Raw genomic sequence first — 18,958 nt, 5'->3', positions numbered from 1 at the left:
CGACAGTCCGCCCCCGTACGGCCGGAGACCCCGGTCAGGGGACGACGGCCTGGGGCGGTGGTCTCTGCGACGGAGGCGACAGGAAGACCGTCAGGTACCGTAGCGCCGGTGTCGCGCGGCGTAGGAACGCATCGCCCGCAGGAAGTCGACCTTGCGGAAGTCCGGCCAGTGGACCTCGCAGAAGTAGAACTCCGAGTGGGCGCTCTGCCAGAGCATGAAGCCGGACAGGCGCTGCTCCCCCGAGGTGCGGATGACCAGATCCGGATCCGGCTGGCCGCGCGTGTAGAGATGCTCGGCGATGTGCTCCACCTCGAGGCCCTCGGCGAGTTCCTCGATGCTGGTGCCACGGCTCGCCTGCTCGATGAGCAGAGAGCGCACCGCATCAGCGATCTCACGCCTACCTCCATACCCAACGGCGACGTTCACAATCAGGCCGGGAGCGCCGGATGTCGCCTCACCCGCGTCTTTCAGGACGCGGGCGGTCTTATCGGGCAGGAGGTCGAGGGCGCCGACGGGCTTGACGTGCCACCCCTCGTCGGCGAGCTTGCGGACGGTGTTCTCGATGATCTCCAGCAGCGGGTCGAGCTCGTTCGCGGGACGGTTCAGGTTGTCGGTGGACAGCAGCCAGAGCGTGACGTGCTCCACCCCGGCCTCGGTGCTCCACTGCAGCAGCTCGGAGATCTTGTCGGCGCCGCGCTGGTGCCCGTGGTTGACGTCGGCCAACCCCATCGACCTGGCCCAACGCCGGTTCCCGTCGAGGATGACGCCGACGTGCCGGGGGGTGATGTCGGTGGGCAGCGACGCCTCGACGCGGTGCTCGTACATGCGGTAGACGGCGTCCCGGACGGCCGCGTACGGCCCGCTGTGGCGGATCGCGGCGGTCAGCCGGGCACCGGCGGACGGAAAGCGGCGCGCACGGCCGTCCCGGGCCGCGCCGGCCTCGGCGCCGCCCTTGGCGGCCTTGTCGCGCCCTGACATCCCCGTACGCCGAACCCCCATGTGGGCATCCCTTCGAGCGATCCTCCCTGATGGGAACGGACGCTCAATTATGGCCCGACGGCGATACTTTTCCCGCCGTTCCGGTGATGTCAGGCTAGCGCGCAGGTCGGGGGGCTCTGCCGCGCCGAGCCGCCCCGGCCGGCCAGGGCGGCGCGGAGGCACCGGACACCCCGGATGTCCCGGCCATTCCGGCGTGATCGACCTCGGCCAGCAGCGCGTTCAGGAACCGCGCGAGCTCGGCGGAGGTGAGCACGGCGCGGATGCCGCGCCCGCCCGCGCCCCACGCCTCGATCACCGCCCGGCGCGCCACCCGCCAGCGCCCGGCGGCGGTCTGCTGGCGCCCCACCCACATCGAGGAGGTCCGCACCGCGCAGCGCAGCTCGCCGGTGCTGATCACGTCGCCGCGGTCGCGGTAGCGGAAGGCGAACAGCTCGGGCTCCCGGGCGGCGCCGGCCGCGGGCGGGTCGGGGAAGCGGTCGTCGGGGTCGGGCCAGCGGGCCGCCTGCGGGGAGCCGTCGGCGCGGGCGGCGTCGACCCGGCGGGCGAGGTCGGCCAGGAAGTAGCCGCAGCGCTCCCCCACCGCGCCGAAGCGGTCGCCGTCGCGGCGCAGCTCCAGGGTGACCTCGAACGGGGTGCCGCCGCGGTCCAGCGAGGCGACCGGCACGACGTCCAGCACCGAGCCGTCCAGGCAGCGCAGCGCCCTCACGCTCCGTCCCCCTCCCCGGCGGCGTCCCGGCGCGGCCCATCCGCGCTTCAACGCACATTAGGCCAGGTCGGCACCATGATCACACCCAGCGGACGTCGTGATCGCGTAATGATCCGCGGAGCCGGGGGTCAGGGCTTCGGGCCGGCGGCGCGGGCGCGCTCGACGTGCTCCAGGGCGCTGCGCAGCTCGCCGAGCCACTCGTCGGTGTTCTTGCCGACGAGCCGGACGCACCAGGCGAGCGCGTCGCTGCGGCTGCGCGCGACCCCGGCCTCGACGAGGGTGTCCAGGACGCGGCGCTCGGGCTGGCGGAGCCGGGTCATGACCGGCACGGACAGGGTGGTGAACATCTCCCGGTGGCCGCCGCATTCGGCGCCCCAGGAGACCTTGTGGCCGAAGGCGTGCTCGGCCTCGCGCGCGATGGCGATGCGCTGGTCGCGGGTGTCGGCGCGGAAGCGCTGGACGTGCCCGGCGAGCAGCGCGGACCGCTCGGTCTCCGAGACGTCCTTCGCGGCGTCCGGCTCCGGGAGCCGGCCGACCACGCTGACCTCCTCGCGGTCGACGACGACCTCGGGCGCGCCCTCGAACCAGCCGTCGGGCAGGCGCCCGGCGAACCAGCCGCGCAGCCGGTCCGCCGCTTCGCTTGTAGTCATGTAATCAAAATTACAGCCTGCGGAGCAGCGGCACCAGCCTCCATCACGATTGACATTCGCCATCTTTTGAGAGTTACTCTCAAAAGCGATGAACTCTTACATGGAGGCGAGTGTCATGAGGGTGGGGAACGAGAGGCGCTGGTGGGGGCTCGGCGCGCTGGCACTGAGCATGCTGGCGCTCGGCTTCGACATGACGATCCTCAACGTGGCGCTGACCACGATCTCCGAGAAGCTGCACGCGAGCACCAGCGAACTCCAGTGGATCGTCGACTCCTACCTACTGGTCTTCGCCGCGCTGCTCCTCCCGGCCGGGCTTCTCGGCGACCGCCTCGGCCGCAGGCGGACGCTGCTGGCCGGCATGGCGGTCTTCGGCGCCGCCTCGCTCGCCGGGGCGCTGGCGGGCGGCACCGGCGGCGTCATCGCCGCCCGCGCCTTCATGGGCCTGGGCGCGGCGATCATGATGCCGCTGTCGATGTCCATGCTCCCCGCCGTCTTCCCGCCGCACGAGCGGACCCGCGCCATCGCGGTCTGGTCGTCCGCGTCCGCCCTCGGGCTGCCGATAGGCCCGCTGCTCGGCGGCTGGCTGCTGGAGCACTTCTCGTGGAGCTCGATCTTCCTGGTCAACGTCCCGATCGTGGCGGTCGGCGGCATCGCGCTGGCCTTCACCATGCCCGAGACCCGGGACCCGGCCGCCCCCAAGGCGGACGGCCCCGGCTCGCTGCTGTCGATGGGCGGCCTCGTCGCCCTGGTGTACGGGGTCATCGAGGCCCCCGTGCGCGGCTGGGGCGACCCCGTCGTGCTCGGCGTGCTCGCCCTGTCCGCCGTCCTGCTCGCCGCGTTCGTGCTGTGGGAGCGGCGCGCGGCGCAGCCGATGATGGACGTCCGGCTGTTCCACGACCGCCGGTTCAGCTGGGCGATGGTCGCCGCCATCGCCGCCAACCTGCTGATGGGCGGGCTGCTCTTCGTCTTCCCGCAGTACCTGCAGGCCGTCCTCGGCAACGACGCCTTCGGCACCGGGCTGCGGCTCATCCCCATGCTGCTCGGCCTCCTCGCCGGCGGCCTCACCACCGACCGGATCGTCCCCCGCACCGGCCACAAGCCGATCATCGTGACCGGGCTGGCCGTCCTCGCGGCGGGCCTCGGCTGGGGCGCGTTCACCGACGCCGGCGACTCCTACGGCTCCATCGTCCCGTGGCTCCTGCTGATCGGCCTCGGCTGCGGCCTGTCCCTCATCCCCGCGATGGACGCGCTGATGGCGGCGCTCCCCGCCGACCAGGCCGGACGCGGGTCCGGGCTCGTCCAGACGCTCCGCCAGACCGGCGGCACCCTCGGCGTCGCGGGCCTCGGCAGCCTGCTGTCCGCCGTCTACCGGGACCGCGTCGCGACCGACGGACTGCCCCGCGCGGCCGCGGACGCCGCGCACGACTCGGTCGGCGGCGCCGTCGCGGTCGCCGGCAGGCTCCACGACGGCGCCCTGCTGGCCTCCGCCCGCGACGCCTACGTCCACGGGATGGACGCGGTGCTCGCCGCCTGCGCCGCCGGGGCGCTGGCCGTCGCCGTCCTCCTCCTGGCCTTCCAGCCGGGCCGCCGGGGTGCGGACGCCACCGCCGATGAACCAGAATCGACGCATGAGCACGTCGCACCCTGAGCACGCCCTCGACCGCCTGGAGGACCGGCTCGCCAGGCTGCCGCTGAGGGAGCGCAAGAAGCTGAGGACCCGGAGGGCGATCCAGGACCACGCCCTCCGGCTCTTCACCGAGCAGGGCTACGACCAGACCACCGTCGAGCAGATCGCCGCCGCCGCGGAGATCTCCCCGAGCACGTTCTTCCGCTACTTCCCCACCAAGGAAGACGTCGTGGTCACCGACGAGTACGACCCGATCATGGCGGAGATCTTCCGCGACCAGCCGCCCGAGCTGTCCACGATCGAGGCGCTCCGCGCGACGCTCCGCGAGATCCTCCCGCAGATGATCGACGAGGACCTGGAGGTCGTCCGCACCAGGCTCCAGCTCACCGCCCAGGTGCCCGCGCTGCGCAGCCGCACCTTCGAGTCGATGCGCGAGGGCACCGCGGCCATGCTGAGCGAGGTGATCTCCGCGCGGGTGGGCCGCCCCACCACGGACGGCGACGTCCAGGCGTTCACCTGGGCCGTGATCGGCGTCATGCAGGCCGCCATGTACCAGTGGCTGGACGGCGGCACCACGATCGAGGACATCCCCGACGTCATCGACCACAACCTGGAGTTCCTCAGCCGCGGCTGCCCGTTGTGAGCCCAGGGGGGCGACCCCCTGGAACCCCCGTCACGACGGACGGGCTGTCTCGCCGCTCCGCTGGCGCTCCGCGGCGAGACAGCCCGTCCGTCGCCGGGCATGCCCGCTGCGCTCGCTGGCGCTCGCTCCGCGTGCCTGCCCGTGAGGTGGCTGAGCTTCAACCTGCCGTGGCCGGGGTTCGAGCTGCCGGGGCCTGGGGCTCAGCCCGCCGGTAGCTGAGCTTCAACCTGCCGGAGCCGAGGTTCGACCTGCCGGGGCCGGGGCTCAGCCTGCCGTGGCTGAGGTCCAGCCCTGCCGGAGCCGGGGGCTTAGCCCGCCGATAGCTGAGCTTCAACCTGCCGTGGCCGGGGTTCGAGTTGCTGGGGCGGGGCGGGTCAGCCGGATAGTTGGGCGGCCAGTTTGGGGCTCACCCGGACGGCGCCCTTGAGGTTGCGGGTGTAGACGTTCTGGATCATCACGTCGAGGCCGGTGCGGGGCGCGACGACCATCTTGCCGTTGCCGATGTACAGGGCGATGTGGGAGATGTAGCCGGGCGCGGTGGGGTCGTTGGCCCAGATCAGCATGTCGCCGGGGACGGCCTTGCTGTAGGGGATGACCCAGCCGACGCGGGCCTGGTCGGCGGCGACGCGCGGGAGGCGGATGCCGGCCCGCGCGAACGCGTACTGCATCAGCCCGGAGCAGTCGTAGCCGCCCTCGGCCTCCGACTCGCCGCCCCACACGTACGGCCAGCCGATCCGCGAGTAGGCCGCCTTGATCACGGTCTGCACCTGGCCGGCGGTCATCACCTGGCCGTGCGAGGTCGGCGCGTGGTCCGAGCCGGCCTTCGGGAAATCGATCTGCGGGTTGACCGCGACGGCCTTGGCGTGCTTCGGCAGCACCTTCTTCAGCTTCTTGATGAAGGCGGCCGGCTTCGTCTTCGGCACGCTGACCAGCATCGCGTTGCCGGTGGGCATGCCGAGGGCCTGCGCGGTGGCGTGCGAGACGACCGCGTCGACGTCGCTGATGCCCATCGTCGCGTAGGCGCCGACGCGCAGGTTCGACTGGTGCTGCTTGCCGCCGACGGGCACCTGGCTGCCGAGCTTGACGCCGCCGTCGCTGCCCATCGTGAAGGAGATCGCGACGTCGCCGGACGCGACGTTGCGCCAGAGCGCGTCGGACTGCGCGGTCGGCTTCGGCGTGTAGTTGCGGAACGTCGACGGGTCGACGCCCATCAGGCCGACGCGCTTGCCCGCGACCATGCCCTGCACGGCGTCGACGACCTCGACGCCCTTCACGCCCTTGGCGCCGCGGATCTTCGCGATGGTCGCGGCGGGCAGCGCGGACGGCGCCGCGACGAGGACGTGCGGGGTGAGGCGCTTGCCGAGCGGCGCCACGGCGCTGGGCGAGAGGCTGGTGCTGCCGGACGCGGCGACGTAGCGGGCCCGCTTCTCCTGCGGGGAGGGCGGGGGGTCGCCGTCGTGGCCGCGGGCGATGAGCACCGCGGTGTTGGCGGCGAGCGTGGTCAGGACCGAAACGCCGATGATCGTCGGTAGGATCCGGCGGTTCGGCTTCCGCACTGCCACGCTCCTTTTAGGTCGGCCTTCCCGGCTCCCACGACTATGACCCAGAGGAGCGGCAACCGTCCAGATACCCGGCGCACCAGCGGACACCCGTGCCCGTCGTGCCCCATCGGGTCAGCCCCGTCCGCGCTACCCATTGGTAACACCATGCGGGAACGAGAGCAAGGTCACGTTGCCACAAAATGGACGGCTAATCCAATTGCCCACGTAGTTCGCGGGTCAGCTCGGCCGGGGTCGTCACGGGCAGCCGGCAGGTGAACATCCGGCAGACGTACGCGGCGGGCGCGCCGTCCACCGGCTCGCGGCCCTCCAGCAGCGGGACGCCCTCGGCCCCGGGCTCGCCGACGCTCACCACCGCGCCCGGCGCGGGCGACATCAGCGCGGTGCGGTGCAGCGCCCGGGTCCGCTCGTCGTCCCGGCCGCCGATGATCGCGATCTCCACCGGCCCGGCCGCGTGCGCCTCCGCGACCGCCAGCCCCCAGCCGGCGAACCGCGCGTGCTTCTCCGCCAGCGGCGCGACCGGGCCGAGCGCCGCCTCCGCCGCCTGCCGATGCCAGTCCGACCCGGTCAGCGCGGCGAACGACAGCAGCGCGCCCGCCGCCGCGAACTGGCCGGACGGGGTGGCGTTGTCGGTCGGGTCCTGCGGGCGCCGGAACAGCCGCTCGGCGTCGTCGGCGGTGTCGTAGAAGCCGCCCGCCCCGTCCCCGAACCGTTCGAGGACGGTGTTCAGCAGCTCCCCCGCCAGCCGCATGTGCGCGGGGTCGCCGGTCACGCCGTGCAGCGCGAGCAGGCCCTCCGCCACGTCCGCGTAGTCCTCCAGGACGCCCGCGTTCTCGCCGGCGGCGCCGCCGCGCGACGTCCGGACGAGCCGCCCGCCGCTCTCGTGCACGCCGATGAGAAGCCGCGCCACGTCCTCGGCCGCGCTGACGAGGTCGGGCCGGTCGAACAGCGCCCCGCACTCGGCGAGCGCCGCGACGGCGAGGCCGTTCCAGGCGGCGACGACCTTGTCGTCCCGCGCCGGCGGCACCCGGTGCGCGCGGGCCTCCAGCAGGAGCGTCCGGACGCGCTCGTAGCGCTCGGCGTCGTCGGGGTCGCGGAGGAGCTGGAGCACGGAGGTGCCGTGCTCGAACGTGCCCGTCACCTCGAACAGGCGCTCGGCGTAGGCGCCGTCGTCCTCGCCGAGGACCTCCCTCAGCTGCTCCGGCGTCCAGACGTAGTACTTGCCCTCGACGCCCTCGCTGTCGGCGTCCAGCGCCGACGCCAGCCCGCCTTCGGGCGTCCACAGGTCGCGCAGCATCCAGTCGCAGGTCTCCAGGGCGACACGCCGCGCGAACGGCGAACCGGTCAGCCGCCACCAGTGCGCGTACACGCGGGCCAGCAGCGCGTTGTCGTAGAGCATCTTCTCGAAGTGCGGGACGACCCACTGCGCGTCCACCGAGTACCGCGCGAACCCGCCGCCGAGCTGGTCGTACATGCCGCCGCGGGCCATCGCCTCCAGCGTGTGCCCGGCCATCGCGAGGGCCTCCGCGTCGCCGGTGCGGGCGTGGTGGCGCAGCAGGAACTCCAGGGCCATCGACGGCGGGAACTTCGGCGCGCCGCCGAACCCGCCCCGCGCCGCGTCGTAGGACTGCGCCAGCACCTTCACGGCGTGCGCGAGCCGCTCAGCGCCGGGCACCTCGCCGCTCGCGAGCCCCGTCCCGCGCGAGGTCAGGGCCGCGACGACCTGCTGCCCCTGCCCGACGACCTCGTCGCGCTGCTCCGTCCACGCCTTGTGGACGGCCTCCAGCAGCGCCTGGAACTGCTGCCTCGGGAAGTACGTTCCGCAGTAGAAGGGATGCCCGTCCGGCGTCATGAACACGGTCATCGGCCAACCGCCCTGGCCGGTCATCGCCTGCGTGGCCTCCATGTAGACCGCGTCGATGTCGGGGCGTTCCTCCCGGTCCACCTTGATGTTCACGAACATCTCGTTCATGAGCCGCGCGGTCTCACCGTCCTCGAAGGACTGGTGGGCCATCACGTGGCACCAGTGGCAGGCGGCATATCCAACAGAAAGGAGCACCGGGACATCTCGCCGGCGCGCCTCGGCGAACGCCTCGGCGCTCCACTCCCACCAGTCGACCGGGTTCCCGGCGTGCTGCAGCAGGTACGGGCTGGTGGCGTCCTTGAGCCGGTTCATGCCCCGATCCTGCCCGATCCGGCGGCCGGTTCACGGCCCGGGGCCGTCCCGTTTCGGTGGGTTGCCCCCGAGCTCGCCGCCCCTATGATGACGTCGCCGATGACCTGGCCCGTCCGCGGACGGACCGTGACCGGCGCAAGCGCAAACTACATCGAGCTCCCCCTCCCCCCACCGCTCCTGCACCCGCTGAAGTTGGAGCTTCACCCATGACCGAAACCCGGCCCCCCGTCCCCGCCTCCCTCGACGACGTCGACGGCTGGTTCCCCAAGGTCGACCAGCGGCTGTTCACCTGGTTCCTGGACCGCCAGGAACGCCTCGGCCAGCACGGCGACCTCGTCGAACTCGGCTCCTATCTCGGCAAGAGCGCCATCCTCATGGGCCGTCACCTGCGCGACGGCGAGACCTTCACCGTCTGCGACCTGTTCGACTCCGAGGCCCCCGACGACTCGAACCAGGCCGAGATGGACGGGTCGTACGCCAGCCTGACCCGCACGGCCTTCGAGGCGAACTACCGCGCGTTCCACGACGGCCTGCCGCGGATCGTCCAGGCGCCGACCTCGGTGATCCTCGATCACGTCCGGCCCGAGAGCTGCCGGTTCGTCCACGTGGACGCGTCCCACCTGTACGAGCACGTGCGGGGCGACATCCAGGCCGCGCACGTGATGCTGCCCGTGGAGGGCGTGATCGTCTGCGACGACTACCGCTCCGAGCACACCCCGGGCGTCTCCGCCGCCGTCTGGGAGGCGGTGGCCTCCGAGGGCCTGCGCCCGGTCTGCGTCACCCCGCAGAAGTTCTACGGGACGTGGGGCGAGGTGAAGGACGTCCAGGACGACCTGCTGGCCTGGCTCGGTGATCAGGATGACCTCTGGCACGAGGTGCAGCAGGTGGCCGGGCGGCCGCTCCTGCGCGTCAAGACGAAGCAGGCCCCGAAGACCCCGAAGAAGGACCGGACGCGCGAGCTCAAGGAACGCCTCGCCCGCGCGGAGGAGCAGCGGGCGCGCGCGCAGCACGAGTTGGACTCCGTCCGCAACTCGCTCAGCTTCAAGGTCGGCCGGGCCGCCACCGCGCTGCCCCGGGCGATGCGCCGCCGCAACGGGCGCCCGCGCTAGCGGCGGGCCGCGCTAGCCGTCGAGGGCCGCGAGGGCGGTCTCGATGGTGCGGTGGAACGTCGGATAGGCGTAGATCATCTCGCGGAGGGCCGCGGTGGGGGCCTCGGTGTGCACGGCGACGGCCAGCGCGCCGAGGACCTCCCCGCCGGCCGGCCCGGCCGCGGTCGCGCCGACCAGCACGCCCCACTCGGTGCTCTCGACGAGCTTGACGAACCCGTCGTTGCCGACCTTCTGGATCCAGCCGCGCGTGGACTCCGGGATCGGCGCGAGCCCGGTGCGGACCGGCAGGTTCTGGTCGCGGGCCTGCGCCTCGGTGAGCCCGACCGCCGCGATCTCGGGATCGGTGAACGTCACCCGGGGGACGGCCCGGTAGGCGGCCTGCGGCCCCTCCTCGCCGAGGATGTCGCGGACCGCGACGGACGCCTGGTACATGGACACGTGCGTGAACGCGCCCTTGCCGGTGATGTCGCCGATCGCCCAGACGCCGTCGGCGGCGCGCATGTGCCCGTCCACGTCGATCTGCCGGGCGCCCTCGTCGAGGCCCACGGCGTCCAGGCCGAGGCCCTTCAGGTTCGGGCGGCGGCCCGTCGCGACGAGCAGCCGGTCGGCGGTCAGGGTCTCGTCCCCGAGGTGCAGGCGGAACTCGCCGTTCGCGTACGAGGCGCCGGTGACCTTCGCGCCCGTCCGCACGCCGACGCCCTCGCGCTCGAACACCTGCCGGAGCAGCTCGCTCGACTCCGGTTCCTCGTTCAGCAGCAGGCGGTCGGCGGCCTCGACGACCGTCACGCGGCTGTCGAAGCGCGAGAAGACCTGCGCCATCTCCACCCCGACGACCCCGCCGCCCAGCACCAGCAGCGACTCCGGCACCTCGGTGGCCTGCACGGCCTCCCGGTTCGTCCAGAACGGGACGTCGGCGAGGCCGTCGACCGGCGGCGCCGACGGCGCCGTGCCGGTGTTGAGCAGGATGCCGCGGCGGGCCCGGAACACCCGGTCGCCGACCGTCACCTCGCGGGGCCCGGTGATGCGGCCCTCCCCGCGCACCAGCCGCGCGCCCTTGCCGGTGAGCCGGTCCGCGGCGGCCGTGTCGGTCCACGAGCCGGTCGCCTCGTCGCAGATCCGGGCGGCCACCGGCGCCCAGTCCGGCCGGATGATCGAGTCGCCCGCCATCCCCGGGATGCGGGTGCCGTCCGCGATCAGCCCCGCGGCGCGCACCATCATCTTCGTCGGGACGCACGCGTAGTACGGGCACTCCCCGCCGACCAGCCGGGACTCCACGGCCGCGACGGACAGGCCCGCCTCGGCCAGCCGGCCCGCCGCGTCCTCCCCGCCGGGCCCGAGACCGATGACGACGACATCGACTTCTTCAGCCATGCACCGGGTCCTGCCCATGTTGGGCGGGGTCTCACTGTGGCGGGCGAGGTTTTGCGGCCCGGCGGGGCGGCAGGGGAATCCGGTCCAGGTCGTGGACGAGCGAGATCGCGCCGCCGAACCCGGCGGCGGCCTCGTCCTCGAAGCGGTGCTCGTCCTCGGCGCGGTAGCGCTCGGAGAAGTGCGTGAGGACCAGGTGCCGGACGCCGGCGTCCGCCGCGACCCGGCCCGCCTGCCCCGCGGTGAGGTGCCCGAACCTGGCCGCGAGCGGGGAGTCCTCGTCCAGGAAGGTCGACTCGATCACCAGCATGTCGACGCCGGCCGCGAGGTCCCGCACGCCGTCGCAGCGGCGGGTGTCCATGACGAACGCGACCTTCTGCCCGGGACGCCGCGTGCTGCACTCCTCCAGCGCGACCGTCGTGCCGTCCGGCGCGGTCACCCGGCCGCGCTCCTGGAGCTCGCGGACGAGCGGCCCCCGCACGCCCTTCGCGGCGAGCCGCTCGGGCAGCATCGTGACACCGTCCGGCTCCTCGACCCGGTACCCGTACGCCTCCACCGGGTGCGACAGCCGCCGCGCGACCAGCGAGAACGGCGCGTCCTCCAGGTCGAGCGCGGTCCGCTCCCCCGACACCGGCCACTCGCGGACCACCTCGGTGTCGTGGAACGCCGACGCGTACCGCAGCCGCTGCCAGTACTCCGCGCCGCTCGCCGGGAACACCGCGTTCACCGGGTGCTCGACGCCGTCGCGCGCGATCCGCTGGACGATGCCGGGCACGCCGAGGCAGTGGTCGCCGTGGAAGTGCGTCACGCAGATCCACGTCACGTCGTTCGCGGCGACCCCGGCGTGCGCCATCTGCCGCTGCGTCCCCTCGCCCGGGTCGAACAGCAGCCCCTGCCCGTCCCAGCGCAGCAGGTAGCCGTTGTGGTTGCGGGCCTTGGTCGGCACCGCGCTGGCGGAGCCGAGGACGATCAGATCGCGAACGGACATCCCCCCATGGTGCCGCGCGAGGGGCGTTGCAAGCGCTTGGTTATCCTGACCGCGTCCTGGACCGATGCGAGCAAGGGAGAGCCGCGTGGCCGGAAGCAAGCGCGACAAGATCAAGATGACCCCCGACGAGGTCGCCGCCTACCTCGCCGGCAACTTCAAGGTCCAGGTCGCCACGGTCGGCAAGGACGGCGAGCCGCACCTCGTCACGATGTTCTACGCCCTGCTCGACGGCAAGATCGCGTTTACCACGTACCACTCGTCGCAGAAGGTCGTGAACCTGCGCCGCAACCCGACGATGACGTGCCTCGTCGAGGACGGCGTCGAGTACAACGAGCTGCGCGGCGTCGCGCTGTACGGCCGCGGCCTGGTCATCGAGGACCGCGACGAGCTGCACAAGGTCGGCTACGTCGTCGGCTCCCGGATGGCGGGCCTGCCCGTCCCCGAGATCGGCGAGCCCATCGACCCCGCCATGGCCGCCGGCATCGAGCAGGCCATGTCCAAGCGCGTCCTCGTCGTCATGGACCCCGACACCATCGTCAGCTGGGACCATCGGAAGGCGTGAGCCCCTCCCGGCGGCGCGCCGCGTCCTCCGCCTTCGGGGTCGGGACCGAGCCGTAGAGGGCGATCGCGCGGTCGAGGGCGGCGCCCTCGGCCGCGGCGTCGCCGCGCTGCCGGGCCGCGTCCGCGAGGTGCACGAACGCGTCGCCCTCCCGCTCCGGGGCCTCCTCCGCGCGCACGATCTCCAGCGCCTGGCCGAAGAAGTTGGTCGCCGCGACGGGCCGTCCCGCGCGCAGGTACGCCTCGCCGAGGGTGGTGAGGGCGCGGGCCCGGTCGTGGTCGTCGGAGAGCGCGGCGAACTCGTCCGGCAGGGAGCCGAGCAGCCGGATGGCGCGGTCGAGGTCGCCCGTCTCCAACAGCGCGCGGCCGAGGTTGTGCCGGGCCAGCAGGACCGTGCGGCGGTCGCCGTCGCGCTCGGCCAGCCGCAGGCCCTCCTCCAGCGCCTCGGCGGCCTCCGCCCAGCGCTCCCGGTGCAGCAGCGCCAGGCCCTCCGCCTCCAGCTCCGCCTCCCCTGACGCCGTACCGGCGAGGTAGTGGTCCAGGACGCGGCGGAGCGCCGTGTCGCGCTCCTCCTCGGTGTCCTCGCGTACGGCCCATTCCCGCGCGTAGTCGCGGACGGGCCCGGGCAGCCGGTGGCGGTCGCCGCCCGCGTCGGCGACGAGGCCGCGGTCGGCGAGCGTCCGGAGCAGGTCGCGGGCCTCCGCCTCCGGGACCCCGGCCAGCGCGGCGGCCGCGGCGACGCCGAAGTCGTCGCCGGGCTGGAGGCCCAGCAGCCGGAGCAGCCGGGCGGCGTCCGGAGGGAGCGCCCGGTAGGAGTCCTCGAATTTCGCGCGCACGTCGGGGTCCTTCCCCCGGCGCGGCGGGGGCCAACCGGGCGGCCGGGCCGGCACGGCGTCCGGCCGGCGGGCGGCTCAGCGTCCGGCGGCCGGCTCAGCGTCCTGCGGGCGGCTCAGCGGGCCCGGCACCGGCTGACTCGGCGGCCGTCTCCTCGAGCGGGGCGGGCCGCATCCCCGGCACGCCCGGCATCCCCGGCACGCCCAGGCCGCGGCTGTGCAGCCGGTAGGCGCGCACGTCCCACAGCGCCAGCGCGGCCACCACGACCGTCGTGCAGATGTGCAGCGTCAGCCGGTCCATCGCGAACGAGATCGCCACGAGCCCCGCGAGCGCGACCAGCGCGGTGAGGCGGGCCCGGGTGAAGTCCCCGAAGACGGCTCGCTTGAAGAGGGCGTGCCCGAACACGAACAGGGCCGGGCCGCCCCCCGCGACGGCGGCGAAACCGGTGGTCATGTGCCCGCCGGGATGCGCCATGACCATCTCGTCCGAGACCGCCCCGACGATGATGCCCGCGACCATCACGATGTGGATGAACGTGTAGGCGGACCGGCCCAGCCGTCCCGGATCGGCGGACTCGGCGATCCGCTCGGCCGCCTTCTCCGCCGTGTGGTCGAAGTAGATCCACCAGAGCGCGACGGCGCCGGCGAACGCCGACACGAACCCCGCCGCGACCCCGGCGCCCGGCGTGTGCCCGCCCAGCGTCGTGCCGGTGACCAGCACCGACTCGCCGAGGGCGATGATGACGAACAGCTGGCAGCGCTCGGCCATGTGGCCGCCGTCGATCGTCCAGTCGGCCGTGCTGGACCGGCCGAGCAGCGGCGTCGTGTACCCGTGCCATGGCGCCAGGTACTCCAGGGCGACGGCGAGCAGCCACAGCCCGGCGCGGACGTCCGCCGCGTCCACGAGGGCGCCGCCGATCCACAGCACGGCCGACACCGCCTGCCAGAACAGCACCCGCTGGAAGTTGCGGCCGAGCTCGTGGGCCCAGGTGGCGGCGACGACGAAGACGGTCCGGCCGACCTGGATGACCACGTAGGCGGCCGCGAACCACACCCCGCCCGAGCCGAACGCGCCGGGCAGCATCGCCGCCATGAACAGCCCGGCGACCATCACGCCGACCAGCACCAGCCGGACCGCCGGATGGTCCGGGTCGAACCAGTTGGTGGTCCAGCAGGTGTACATCCACGCCCACCAGACCGCGAGCAGGAGCAGCAGCGTCTCGGCGGCGCCGCGGGCGGTCAGGTGCTCCAGCAGCCGGTGCGACAGCTGGGTCACCGCGAAGACGAAGACCAGGTCGAAGAAGAGCTCGAAGAAGGTGACCCGCGCCGCGCCGTCGCCGCGGGGCCGCAGCAGGGCGTCCGCCCTGGACGGACGCCCGGCGGGCATGCCGGACGGCGCGGCGTGCCCGGTGCGCGCGTCGCTCATGGGGGATGCCCGGCCGGCGCGCCGGCTAGGCGGTGCCGGCGGACTCGTCGCCCGCCGCGCGGTCGGCGGCCGCGGCGGCCTTGGCGGCCTGCGCCCGCTCCCATTCCTGCTGCTTGAGATCGGCCTCCCGGGGCGCCTGGATCTTCCTCATCTGCTTGTTCATCGAGCGGACGAGGAACACCAGCGCGATCAGCAGCGCCAGGAAGACCCCGAAGCCGAGGAAGCCGGGGCTGACCGTGTCGTTGTTGAGCGGAATGGCGTGGGCGAGCGGAAGCACTACAGACACACCTTCTCCCGGATGCCGGCGAACAGGTCGCCCTCCGGCAACTCGGTGTCGACCAGGGACCTGGCCAAATGGTAGTCCTCGGTCGGCCATGCCTCGCGCTGGACGTCCAGCGGGACGCGGAACCAGAACCCGTTGGGGTCGATCTGGGTCGCGTGCGCCAGCAGCGCGCGGTCACGGGTCTCGAAGTGGTCGGCGCACGGGACCCGGGTCGTGACGTCCCACATCGCGCGCTTCTCCTTCTCCTCCTCGAAGCGCTCGATCCACTCGTGGTACGGCGACTCCAGGCCCGCCTTCTCCATCGCGGTGTGCAGCGCGAGGATGCGGTCCTTGCTGAAGGTCATGTGGTAGTAGAGCTTCAGCGGCTGCCACGGGTCGCCCGCGCCGGGGTAGCGCTCCGGGTCGCCGGCCGCCTCGAACGCCTCCACCGACACCTCGTGGCACTTCACGTGGTCGGGGTGCGGGTAGCCGCCCTTCTCGTCGTACGTCAGCATGACGTGCGGGCGGAACTCGCGGACGGCGCGCACCAGCGGCTCGCTGGCGGTCTCGAGCGGCTCCAGCGCGAAGCAGCCCTCGGGCAGCGGCGGCAGCGGGTCCCCCTCGGGGAAGCCGGAGTCGACGAAGCCGAGCCAGCGCTGCCGGACGCCGAGGATCTCGCGGGCCCGCGCCATCTCGGCCTCGCGCACCTTGCCGATGTCGGCCTTGACCTCCGGACGGTCCATCGCCGGGTTCAGGATGTCGCCGCGCTCACCGCCGGTGCAGGTGACGACCATGACCTCCACGCCCTCGGCGACGTACCGGGCCATCGTGGCCGCGCCCTTGCTGGACTCGTCGTCGGGGTGGGCGTGCACCGCCATCAGGCGCAGCGGTTCGGCGCCCCCGTCCGGCCCGGCGCACGTCGTATCGTCGATGACCTCGGACACCTGGGGATCTCCCTCTCAGCGAGCGGTTCTGACCGTGAAGGCGGACCCCGGTTCGGAGCACCCGCGCCTACAGACGAGAATTGTCCCTGACAACGTCCGCACCCCGCACGGAGATTCCCCGCGATGACGACGAGCGTGCCGGCGCCCGAGGCGCCCGCCGAGCCCAAGCGCGGCCGGCTCGGCCTGGTGATCATCGGGATCGTGTGCGCGGTCGCGGCGGGCGGCTTCGGGTTCATCGCCGCGCACGTGGGGCAGACTCCCGGCATCGACGCGCAGCTGATCACCTACGACGCGGGCCCGGCCTCCATCGAGGTGAACTTCTCCGTCGCCAAGCCGAAGGGGGACGTGGTGCACTGCACGCTGCAGGCCTTCGACGAGAACATGGCCGTGATCGCCAAGAGGGACGTCACGATCCCGGCCGGGACGTCGAAGGCGGGCATGTCGGAGACGCTGCCGACGCCGGGCAAGGCGACCAGCGCCCAGGTGCAGGGCTGCCGCAAGGCGTGACGCCGGGTCCGGGCGGCGAACGCCCGGATCGTCCGGTCGGCGGGTGAAACCCGATTGGCCGGTTGCACACGCCGAGTTCAGGGAACCTTTACCCGCACACACCGGATAGGCTAGAGGTTTCACCCGGCCGCACTTCATGTCGATGTGGCGCCCGCCCGGAAGGGCCGGCGAGGATCGCAACATGTGGATGAGGAGTACCCGTGACCGAGACCCGCGCTGACAACGTCACCTGGCTGACCCAGGAGGCGTACGACCGGCTCAAGGCTGAGCTGGACCACCTGTCGGGCCCGGGCCGCATCGAGATCGCTCAGAAGATCGAGGCGGCGCGGGAGGAAGGCGACCTGCGCGAGAACGGCGGCTACCACGCGGCCAAGGAGGAGCAGGGCAAGATCGAGGGCCGGATCCTCCAGCTCCAGGGCATCCTGGAGAACGCGCGCGTGGGCGAGGCGCCGCGCACCGAGGGCGTCGTCGGCCCCGGCATGACCGTCACGGTCACCTTCGAGGGCGACGACGAGGAGGTCACGTTCCTGCTGGCCTCCCGCGAGGAGGTCGGCGCGCCCATCGACGTCTACTCCCCGAAGTCGCCGCTCGGCGCGGCGATCAACGGCAAGAAGGTCGGCGACAAGGCCACCTACGCGCTGCCGAACGGCCGCAGCATGACCGTCGAGATCCTCGACGCGACCCCCTACGGCGGCTGACCCCCGCCGCGATCGCCGCTCCCCGAGCGGCGTCACCGGCCGGGAGTGCGCTTCACGGTCCGCCGTCCCGCTCAGCGGGGCGGCGGACCGTCGTTTTGCCCGGACCCGCCCGTCCGGCCCGACGCCTCCCGGACGAGGGGCAGCGTGCGGTAGGGGATCTGGGTGGCGAGGGAGATCACCGAGGACGCGCGCTCGACGCCCGCGACGTCCACGAGCACGTCGATGACGCGCTGCAGGTCGGTGTTGCTGCGCGCGACGATGCGGCAGAGCATGTCGCCGGGGCCGGTGATCGTGTGCGCCTCGATCACCTCCGGGACCTGGGCGAGGCGGCGCGCGACGGGGTCGTGGCCGCCGGCCTGCCGCAGCTGCAGCGTCACGAACGCGGTGACGCCGTAGCCGAGGGCCGCCGGGTCGATCTCGGGGCCGAACCCGGCGATGACGCCGTCGCGCGACAGCCGGTCCAGCCGGGCCTGGACGGTCCCGCGGGCGACGCCGAGGCGGCGGGACGCCTCCAGCACGCCGACGCGGGGCTCGGCGGCGAACATCTCGATCAGCCGTCCGTCCAGCTCGTCGATGGGCACGGCGCCCTCCCCCGCTGTGGTCCTGGTCACGCTGTACAGAGCGACCGGTCGTTTCCGCTGATTACTGTACAGATTGTGCAGTGATTTCGGCGACTCTTGCGCACCTTGTAGGCGTCCGCCGAGATTGGTGGGCATGGATGAGTTTCCGGTCAAGGGCATGGACGCCGTCGTGTTCGCCGTGGGCAACGCCAAGCAGGCGGCCCACTACTACTCGACCGCCTTCGGGATGCGCCGGGTCGCCTACCGCGGCCCGGAGAACGGCAGCCCGGACGAGGCGGTGCACGTGCTGGAGTCGGGCGGCGCCCGGTTCGTGTTCCGCGGCCCGGTGAAGGCGGGCACCGCGATCGGCCGGCACATCGCCGAGCACGGGGACGGGGTCGTCGACCTGGCGATCGAGGTGCCGGACGTCGAGCACGCCTACCGGCACGCGCTCGCCAAGGGCGCCACGGGCCTGGAGGAGCCGCACGTCCTGGAGGACGAGCACGGCAAGGTGACGATCGCGGCGATCGCCACCTACGGCGAGACGCGGCACTCGCTGGTCGACCGCTCCAACTACAGCGGCCCGTACCTGCCGGGCTTCGCGGCCGCCGCCCCGATCGTCGAGCCGCCGGAGAAGCGGTCCTCGGGGGGTACGGGGGGTCGCTCCCCCGGGCGATACTTCCAGGCGATCGACCACTGTGTCGGCAACGTCGAGCGCATGGACGAGTGGGCGGAGTTCTACCACCGCGTCATGGGCTTCACCGACATGGCCGAGTTCGTCGGCGACGACATCGCGACCGAGTACTCGGCGCTGATGTCGAAGGTCGTCGCGGACGGCACCCGGAAGGTGAAGTTCCCGCTGAACGAGCCGGCGGAGAGCAGGCGCAAGTCGCAGATCGACGAGTACCTGGAGTTCTACGGCGGGCCGGGCGTGCAGCACATCGCGCTGGCCACCAACGACATCCTGGCGTCGGTGGACCGGATGCGCGCGGCCGGCGTGGAGTTCCTCGACAGCCCCGACTCCTACTACGAGGACGCGGAGCTGCGCGAGCGCATCGGCCAGGTGCGGGTGCCGATCGAGGAGCTGCAGAAGCGCCGCATCCTGGTCGACCGGGACGAGGACGGCTACCTGCTGCAGATCTTCACCAAGCCGGTGCAGGACCGTCCGACGGTGTTCTTCGAGCTGATCGAGCGGCACGGGTCGCTCGGCTTCGGCAAGGGCAACTTCAAGGCGCTGTTCGAGGCGATCGAGCGCGAGCAGGAGCGCCGCGGCAACCTGTGACAACCGCCGCCGTGCGGCCCTGGCCGGCCCGGAACGAGGGTGTCCGGGGCCGGTCAGGAGCCC

The 18,958-nt window shown here is 72.8% G+C and carries 19 protein-coding genes; 7 read left to right on the top strand and 12 right to left on the bottom strand.

The genetic code is table 11. The features are described from left to right. Positions 1-90: 90 nt before the first annotated feature. The 3 genes from amrb99_RS28360 to amrb99_RS28350 all read right to left on the bottom strand — a co-directional run bounded on the left by amrb99_RS28360 (position 91) and on the right by amrb99_RS28350 (position 2,355). Positions 91-999: an isoprenyl transferase gene (locus tag amrb99_RS28360; RefSeq protein WP_190861665.1), complete on the bottom strand. Its 909-nt coding sequence runs from the start codon at positions 997-999 to the stop codon at positions 91-93. Between the two features lie 94 nt (positions 1,000-1,093). Next, complete coding sequence (locus amrb99_RS28355) at positions 1,094-1,705, bottom strand: hypothetical protein (RefSeq protein ID WP_347256898.1); 612 nt, start codon at positions 1,703-1,705, stop codon at positions 1,094-1,096. 128 nt (positions 1,706-1,833) lie between these two features. Further along, a complete protein-coding gene (locus amrb99_RS28350) occupies positions 1,834-2,355 on the bottom strand; it encodes a hypothetical protein (protein ID WP_190861664.1) in 522 nt (173 codons plus the stop codon). Positions 2,356-2,470: 115 nt separating this feature from the next. Here amrb99_RS28350 and amrb99_RS28345 point away from each other — a divergent pair, with 115 nt between their 5' ends. Both amrb99_RS28345 and amrb99_RS28340 read left to right on the top strand, forming a co-directional pair. Continuing rightward, on the top strand, positions 2,471-4,003 hold the full coding sequence (locus amrb99_RS28345; protein ID WP_190861663.1) for an MFS transporter: 1,533 nt from the start codon (positions 2,471-2,473) through the stop codon (positions 4,001-4,003). After that, a complete protein-coding gene (locus tag amrb99_RS28340) occupies positions 3,984-4,625 on the top strand; it encodes a TetR family transcriptional regulator (RefSeq protein WP_190861662.1) in 642 nt (213 codons plus the stop codon). Before amrb99_RS28345 ends, amrb99_RS28340 begins: the two co-directional genes overlap by 20 nt. 374 nt (positions 4,626-4,999) lie before the next feature. Here amrb99_RS28340 and amrb99_RS28335 read toward each other — a convergent pair whose 3' ends face one another. Together amrb99_RS28335 and amrb99_RS28330 are read right to left on the bottom strand one after the other, a co-directional pair. Continuing rightward, positions 5,000-6,181 (bottom strand): NlpC/P60 family protein, encoded by a 1,182-nt coding sequence (locus amrb99_RS28335; protein WP_190861661.1) that lies wholly within the window; start codon positions 6,179-6,181, stop codon positions 5,000-5,002. Between the two features lie 193 nt (positions 6,182-6,374). Next, on the bottom strand, positions 6,375-8,360 hold the full coding sequence (locus amrb99_RS28330) for a thioredoxin domain-containing protein (RefSeq protein WP_190861660.1): 1,986 nt from the start codon (positions 8,358-8,360) through the stop codon (positions 6,375-6,377). Positions 8,361-8,566: 206 nt separating this feature from the next. On the opposite strand from amrb99_RS28330, the gene amrb99_RS28325 reads away from it, so the two are divergent. Next, positions 8,567-9,469, top strand: a complete 903-nt coding sequence (locus tag amrb99_RS28325; protein WP_190861659.1) for a class I SAM-dependent methyltransferase — start codon at positions 8,567-8,569, stop codon at positions 9,467-9,469. A 12-nt stretch (positions 9,470-9,481) separates the two neighbouring features. Here amrb99_RS28325 and amrb99_RS28320 read toward each other — a convergent pair whose 3' ends face one another. Beyond that, positions 9,482-10,840 (bottom strand): NAD(P)/FAD-dependent oxidoreductase, encoded by a 1,359-nt coding sequence (locus amrb99_RS28320; protein WP_190861658.1) that lies wholly within the window; start codon positions 10,838-10,840, stop codon positions 9,482-9,484. Positions 10,841-10,871: 31 nt separating this feature from the next. After that, positions 10,872-11,825 (bottom strand): ribonuclease Z, encoded by a 954-nt coding sequence (locus tag amrb99_RS28315; RefSeq protein WP_190861657.1) that lies wholly within the window; start codon positions 11,823-11,825, stop codon positions 10,872-10,874. Between the two features lie 85 nt (positions 11,826-11,910). On the opposite strand from amrb99_RS28315, the gene amrb99_RS28310 reads away from it, so the two are divergent. Next, positions 11,911-12,387 carry a pyridoxamine 5'-phosphate oxidase family protein gene (locus amrb99_RS28310; protein ID WP_190861656.1) on the top strand — a complete coding sequence of 159 codons (477 nt, stop codon included), beginning with the start codon at positions 11,911-11,913 and terminating at the stop codon, positions 12,385-12,387. On the opposite strand, the gene amrb99_RS28305 is transcribed toward amrb99_RS28310, so the two are convergent. The 4 genes from amrb99_RS28305 to mca all read right to left on the bottom strand — a co-directional run bounded on the left by amrb99_RS28305 (position 12,362) and on the right by mca (position 15,782). After that, the gene (locus amrb99_RS28305; protein WP_190861655.1) at positions 12,362-13,219 is read right to left on the bottom strand and encodes a tetratricopeptide repeat protein; all 858 of its coding nucleotides are present in this window, start codon (positions 13,217-13,219) and stop codon (positions 12,362-12,364) included. The genes amrb99_RS28310 and amrb99_RS28305 overlap by 26 nt on opposite strands. Before the next feature lie 94 nt (positions 13,220-13,313). Further along, on the bottom strand, positions 13,314-14,642 hold the full coding sequence (locus tag amrb99_RS28300) for a low temperature requirement protein A (RefSeq protein WP_241756015.1): 1,329 nt from the start codon (positions 14,640-14,642) through the stop codon (positions 13,314-13,316). A 25-nt stretch (positions 14,643-14,667) separates the two neighbouring features. Beyond that, positions 14,668-14,928 carry a hypothetical protein gene (locus tag amrb99_RS28295; RefSeq protein ID WP_194737249.1) on the bottom strand — a complete coding sequence of 87 codons (261 nt, stop codon included), beginning with the start codon at positions 14,926-14,928 and terminating at the stop codon, positions 14,668-14,670. Further along, positions 14,919-15,782 carry a mycothiol conjugate amidase Mca gene (gene mca / locus amrb99_RS28290; RefSeq protein ID WP_190861725.1) on the bottom strand — a complete coding sequence of 288 codons (864 nt, stop codon included), beginning with the start codon at positions 15,780-15,782 and terminating at the stop codon, positions 14,919-14,921. The genes amrb99_RS28295 and mca overlap by 10 nt, the downstream gene beginning before the upstream one ends. Before the next feature lie 189 nt (positions 15,783-15,971). Between mca and amrb99_RS28285 the strand changes: the two genes are divergently transcribed. Together amrb99_RS28285 and greA are read left to right on the top strand one after the other, a co-directional pair. Further along, on the top strand, positions 15,972-16,355 hold the full coding sequence (locus tag amrb99_RS28285; RefSeq protein ID WP_190861653.1) for a DUF4307 domain-containing protein: 384 nt from the start codon (positions 15,972-15,974) through the stop codon (positions 16,353-16,355). Between the two features lie 200 nt (positions 16,356-16,555). Further along, positions 16,556-17,053, top strand: coding sequence for a transcription elongation factor GreA (gene greA, locus amrb99_RS28280; protein WP_151598654.1), 498 nt, complete (start codon positions 16,556-16,558; stop codon positions 17,051-17,053). Between the two features lie 71 nt (positions 17,054-17,124). Here greA and amrb99_RS28275 read toward each other — a convergent pair whose 3' ends face one another. Next, positions 17,125-17,634 carry an Lrp/AsnC family transcriptional regulator gene (locus amrb99_RS28275; protein ID WP_347256897.1) on the bottom strand — a complete coding sequence of 170 codons (510 nt, stop codon included), beginning with the start codon at positions 17,632-17,634 and terminating at the stop codon, positions 17,125-17,127. 133 nt (positions 17,635-17,767) lie between these two features. Here amrb99_RS28275 and hppD point away from each other — a divergent pair, with 133 nt between their 5' ends. Next, the gene (hppD, locus tag amrb99_RS28270) at positions 17,768-18,895 is read left to right on the top strand and encodes a 4-hydroxyphenylpyruvate dioxygenase (protein ID WP_190861649.1); all 1,128 of its coding nucleotides are present in this window, start codon (positions 17,768-17,770) and stop codon (positions 18,893-18,895) included. Positions 18,896-18,958: the final 63 nt, after the last annotated feature.

It is taken from the genome of Actinomadura sp. RB99 (assembly GCF_014706005.1).
GTDB lineage: Bacteria > Actinomycetota > Actinomycetes > Streptosporangiales > Streptosporangiaceae > Spirillospora.
This window is presented reverse-complemented; position numbering and strand designations above follow the sequence as displayed.

Excerpts from the sequence above, each read along its gene's own strand:
- amrb99_RS28360 (WP_190861665.1), bottom strand. The coding sequence starts at position 999 with ATGGGGGTTCGGCGTACGGGGATGTCAGGGCGCGACAAGGCCGCCAAG.
- amrb99_RS28350 (WP_190861664.1), bottom strand. The coding sequence starts at position 2,355 with ATGACTACAAGCGAAGCGGCGGACCGGCTGCGCGGCTGGTTCGCCGGG.
- amrb99_RS28345 (WP_190861663.1), top strand. The coding sequence starts at position 2,471 with ATGAGGGTGGGGAACGAGAGGCGCTGGTGGGGGCTCGGCGCGCTGGCA.
- amrb99_RS28340 (WP_190861662.1), top strand. The coding sequence starts at position 3,984 with ATGAGCACGTCGCACCCTGAGCACGCCCTCGACCGCCTGGAGGACCGG.
- amrb99_RS28330 (WP_190861660.1), bottom strand. The coding sequence starts at position 8,360 with ATGAACCGGCTCAAGGACGCCACCAGCCCGTACCTGCTGCAGCACGCC.
- amrb99_RS28325 (WP_190861659.1), top strand. The coding sequence starts at position 8,567 with ATGACCGAAACCCGGCCCCCCGTCCCCGCCTCCCTCGACGACGTCGAC.
- amrb99_RS28320 (WP_190861658.1), bottom strand. The coding sequence starts at position 10,840 with ATGGCTGAAGAAGTCGATGTCGTCGTCATCGGTCTCGGGCCCGGCGGG.
- amrb99_RS28315 (WP_190861657.1), bottom strand. The coding sequence starts at position 11,825 with ATGTCCGTTCGCGATCTGATCGTCCTCGGCTCCGCCAGCGCGGTGCCG.
- amrb99_RS28300 (WP_241756015.1), bottom strand. The coding sequence starts at position 14,642 with ATGAGCGACGCGCGCACCGGGCACGCCGCGCCGTCCGGCATGCCCGCC.
- mca (WP_190861725.1), bottom strand. The coding sequence starts at position 15,782 with ATGGCGGTGCACGCCCACCCCGACGACGAGTCCAGCAAGGGCGCGGCC.
- amrb99_RS28285 (WP_190861653.1), top strand. The coding sequence starts at position 15,972 with ATGACGACGAGCGTGCCGGCGCCCGAGGCGCCCGCCGAGCCCAAGCGC.
- hppD (WP_190861649.1), top strand. The coding sequence starts at position 17,768 with ATGGATGAGTTTCCGGTCAAGGGCATGGACGCCGTCGTGTTCGCCGTG.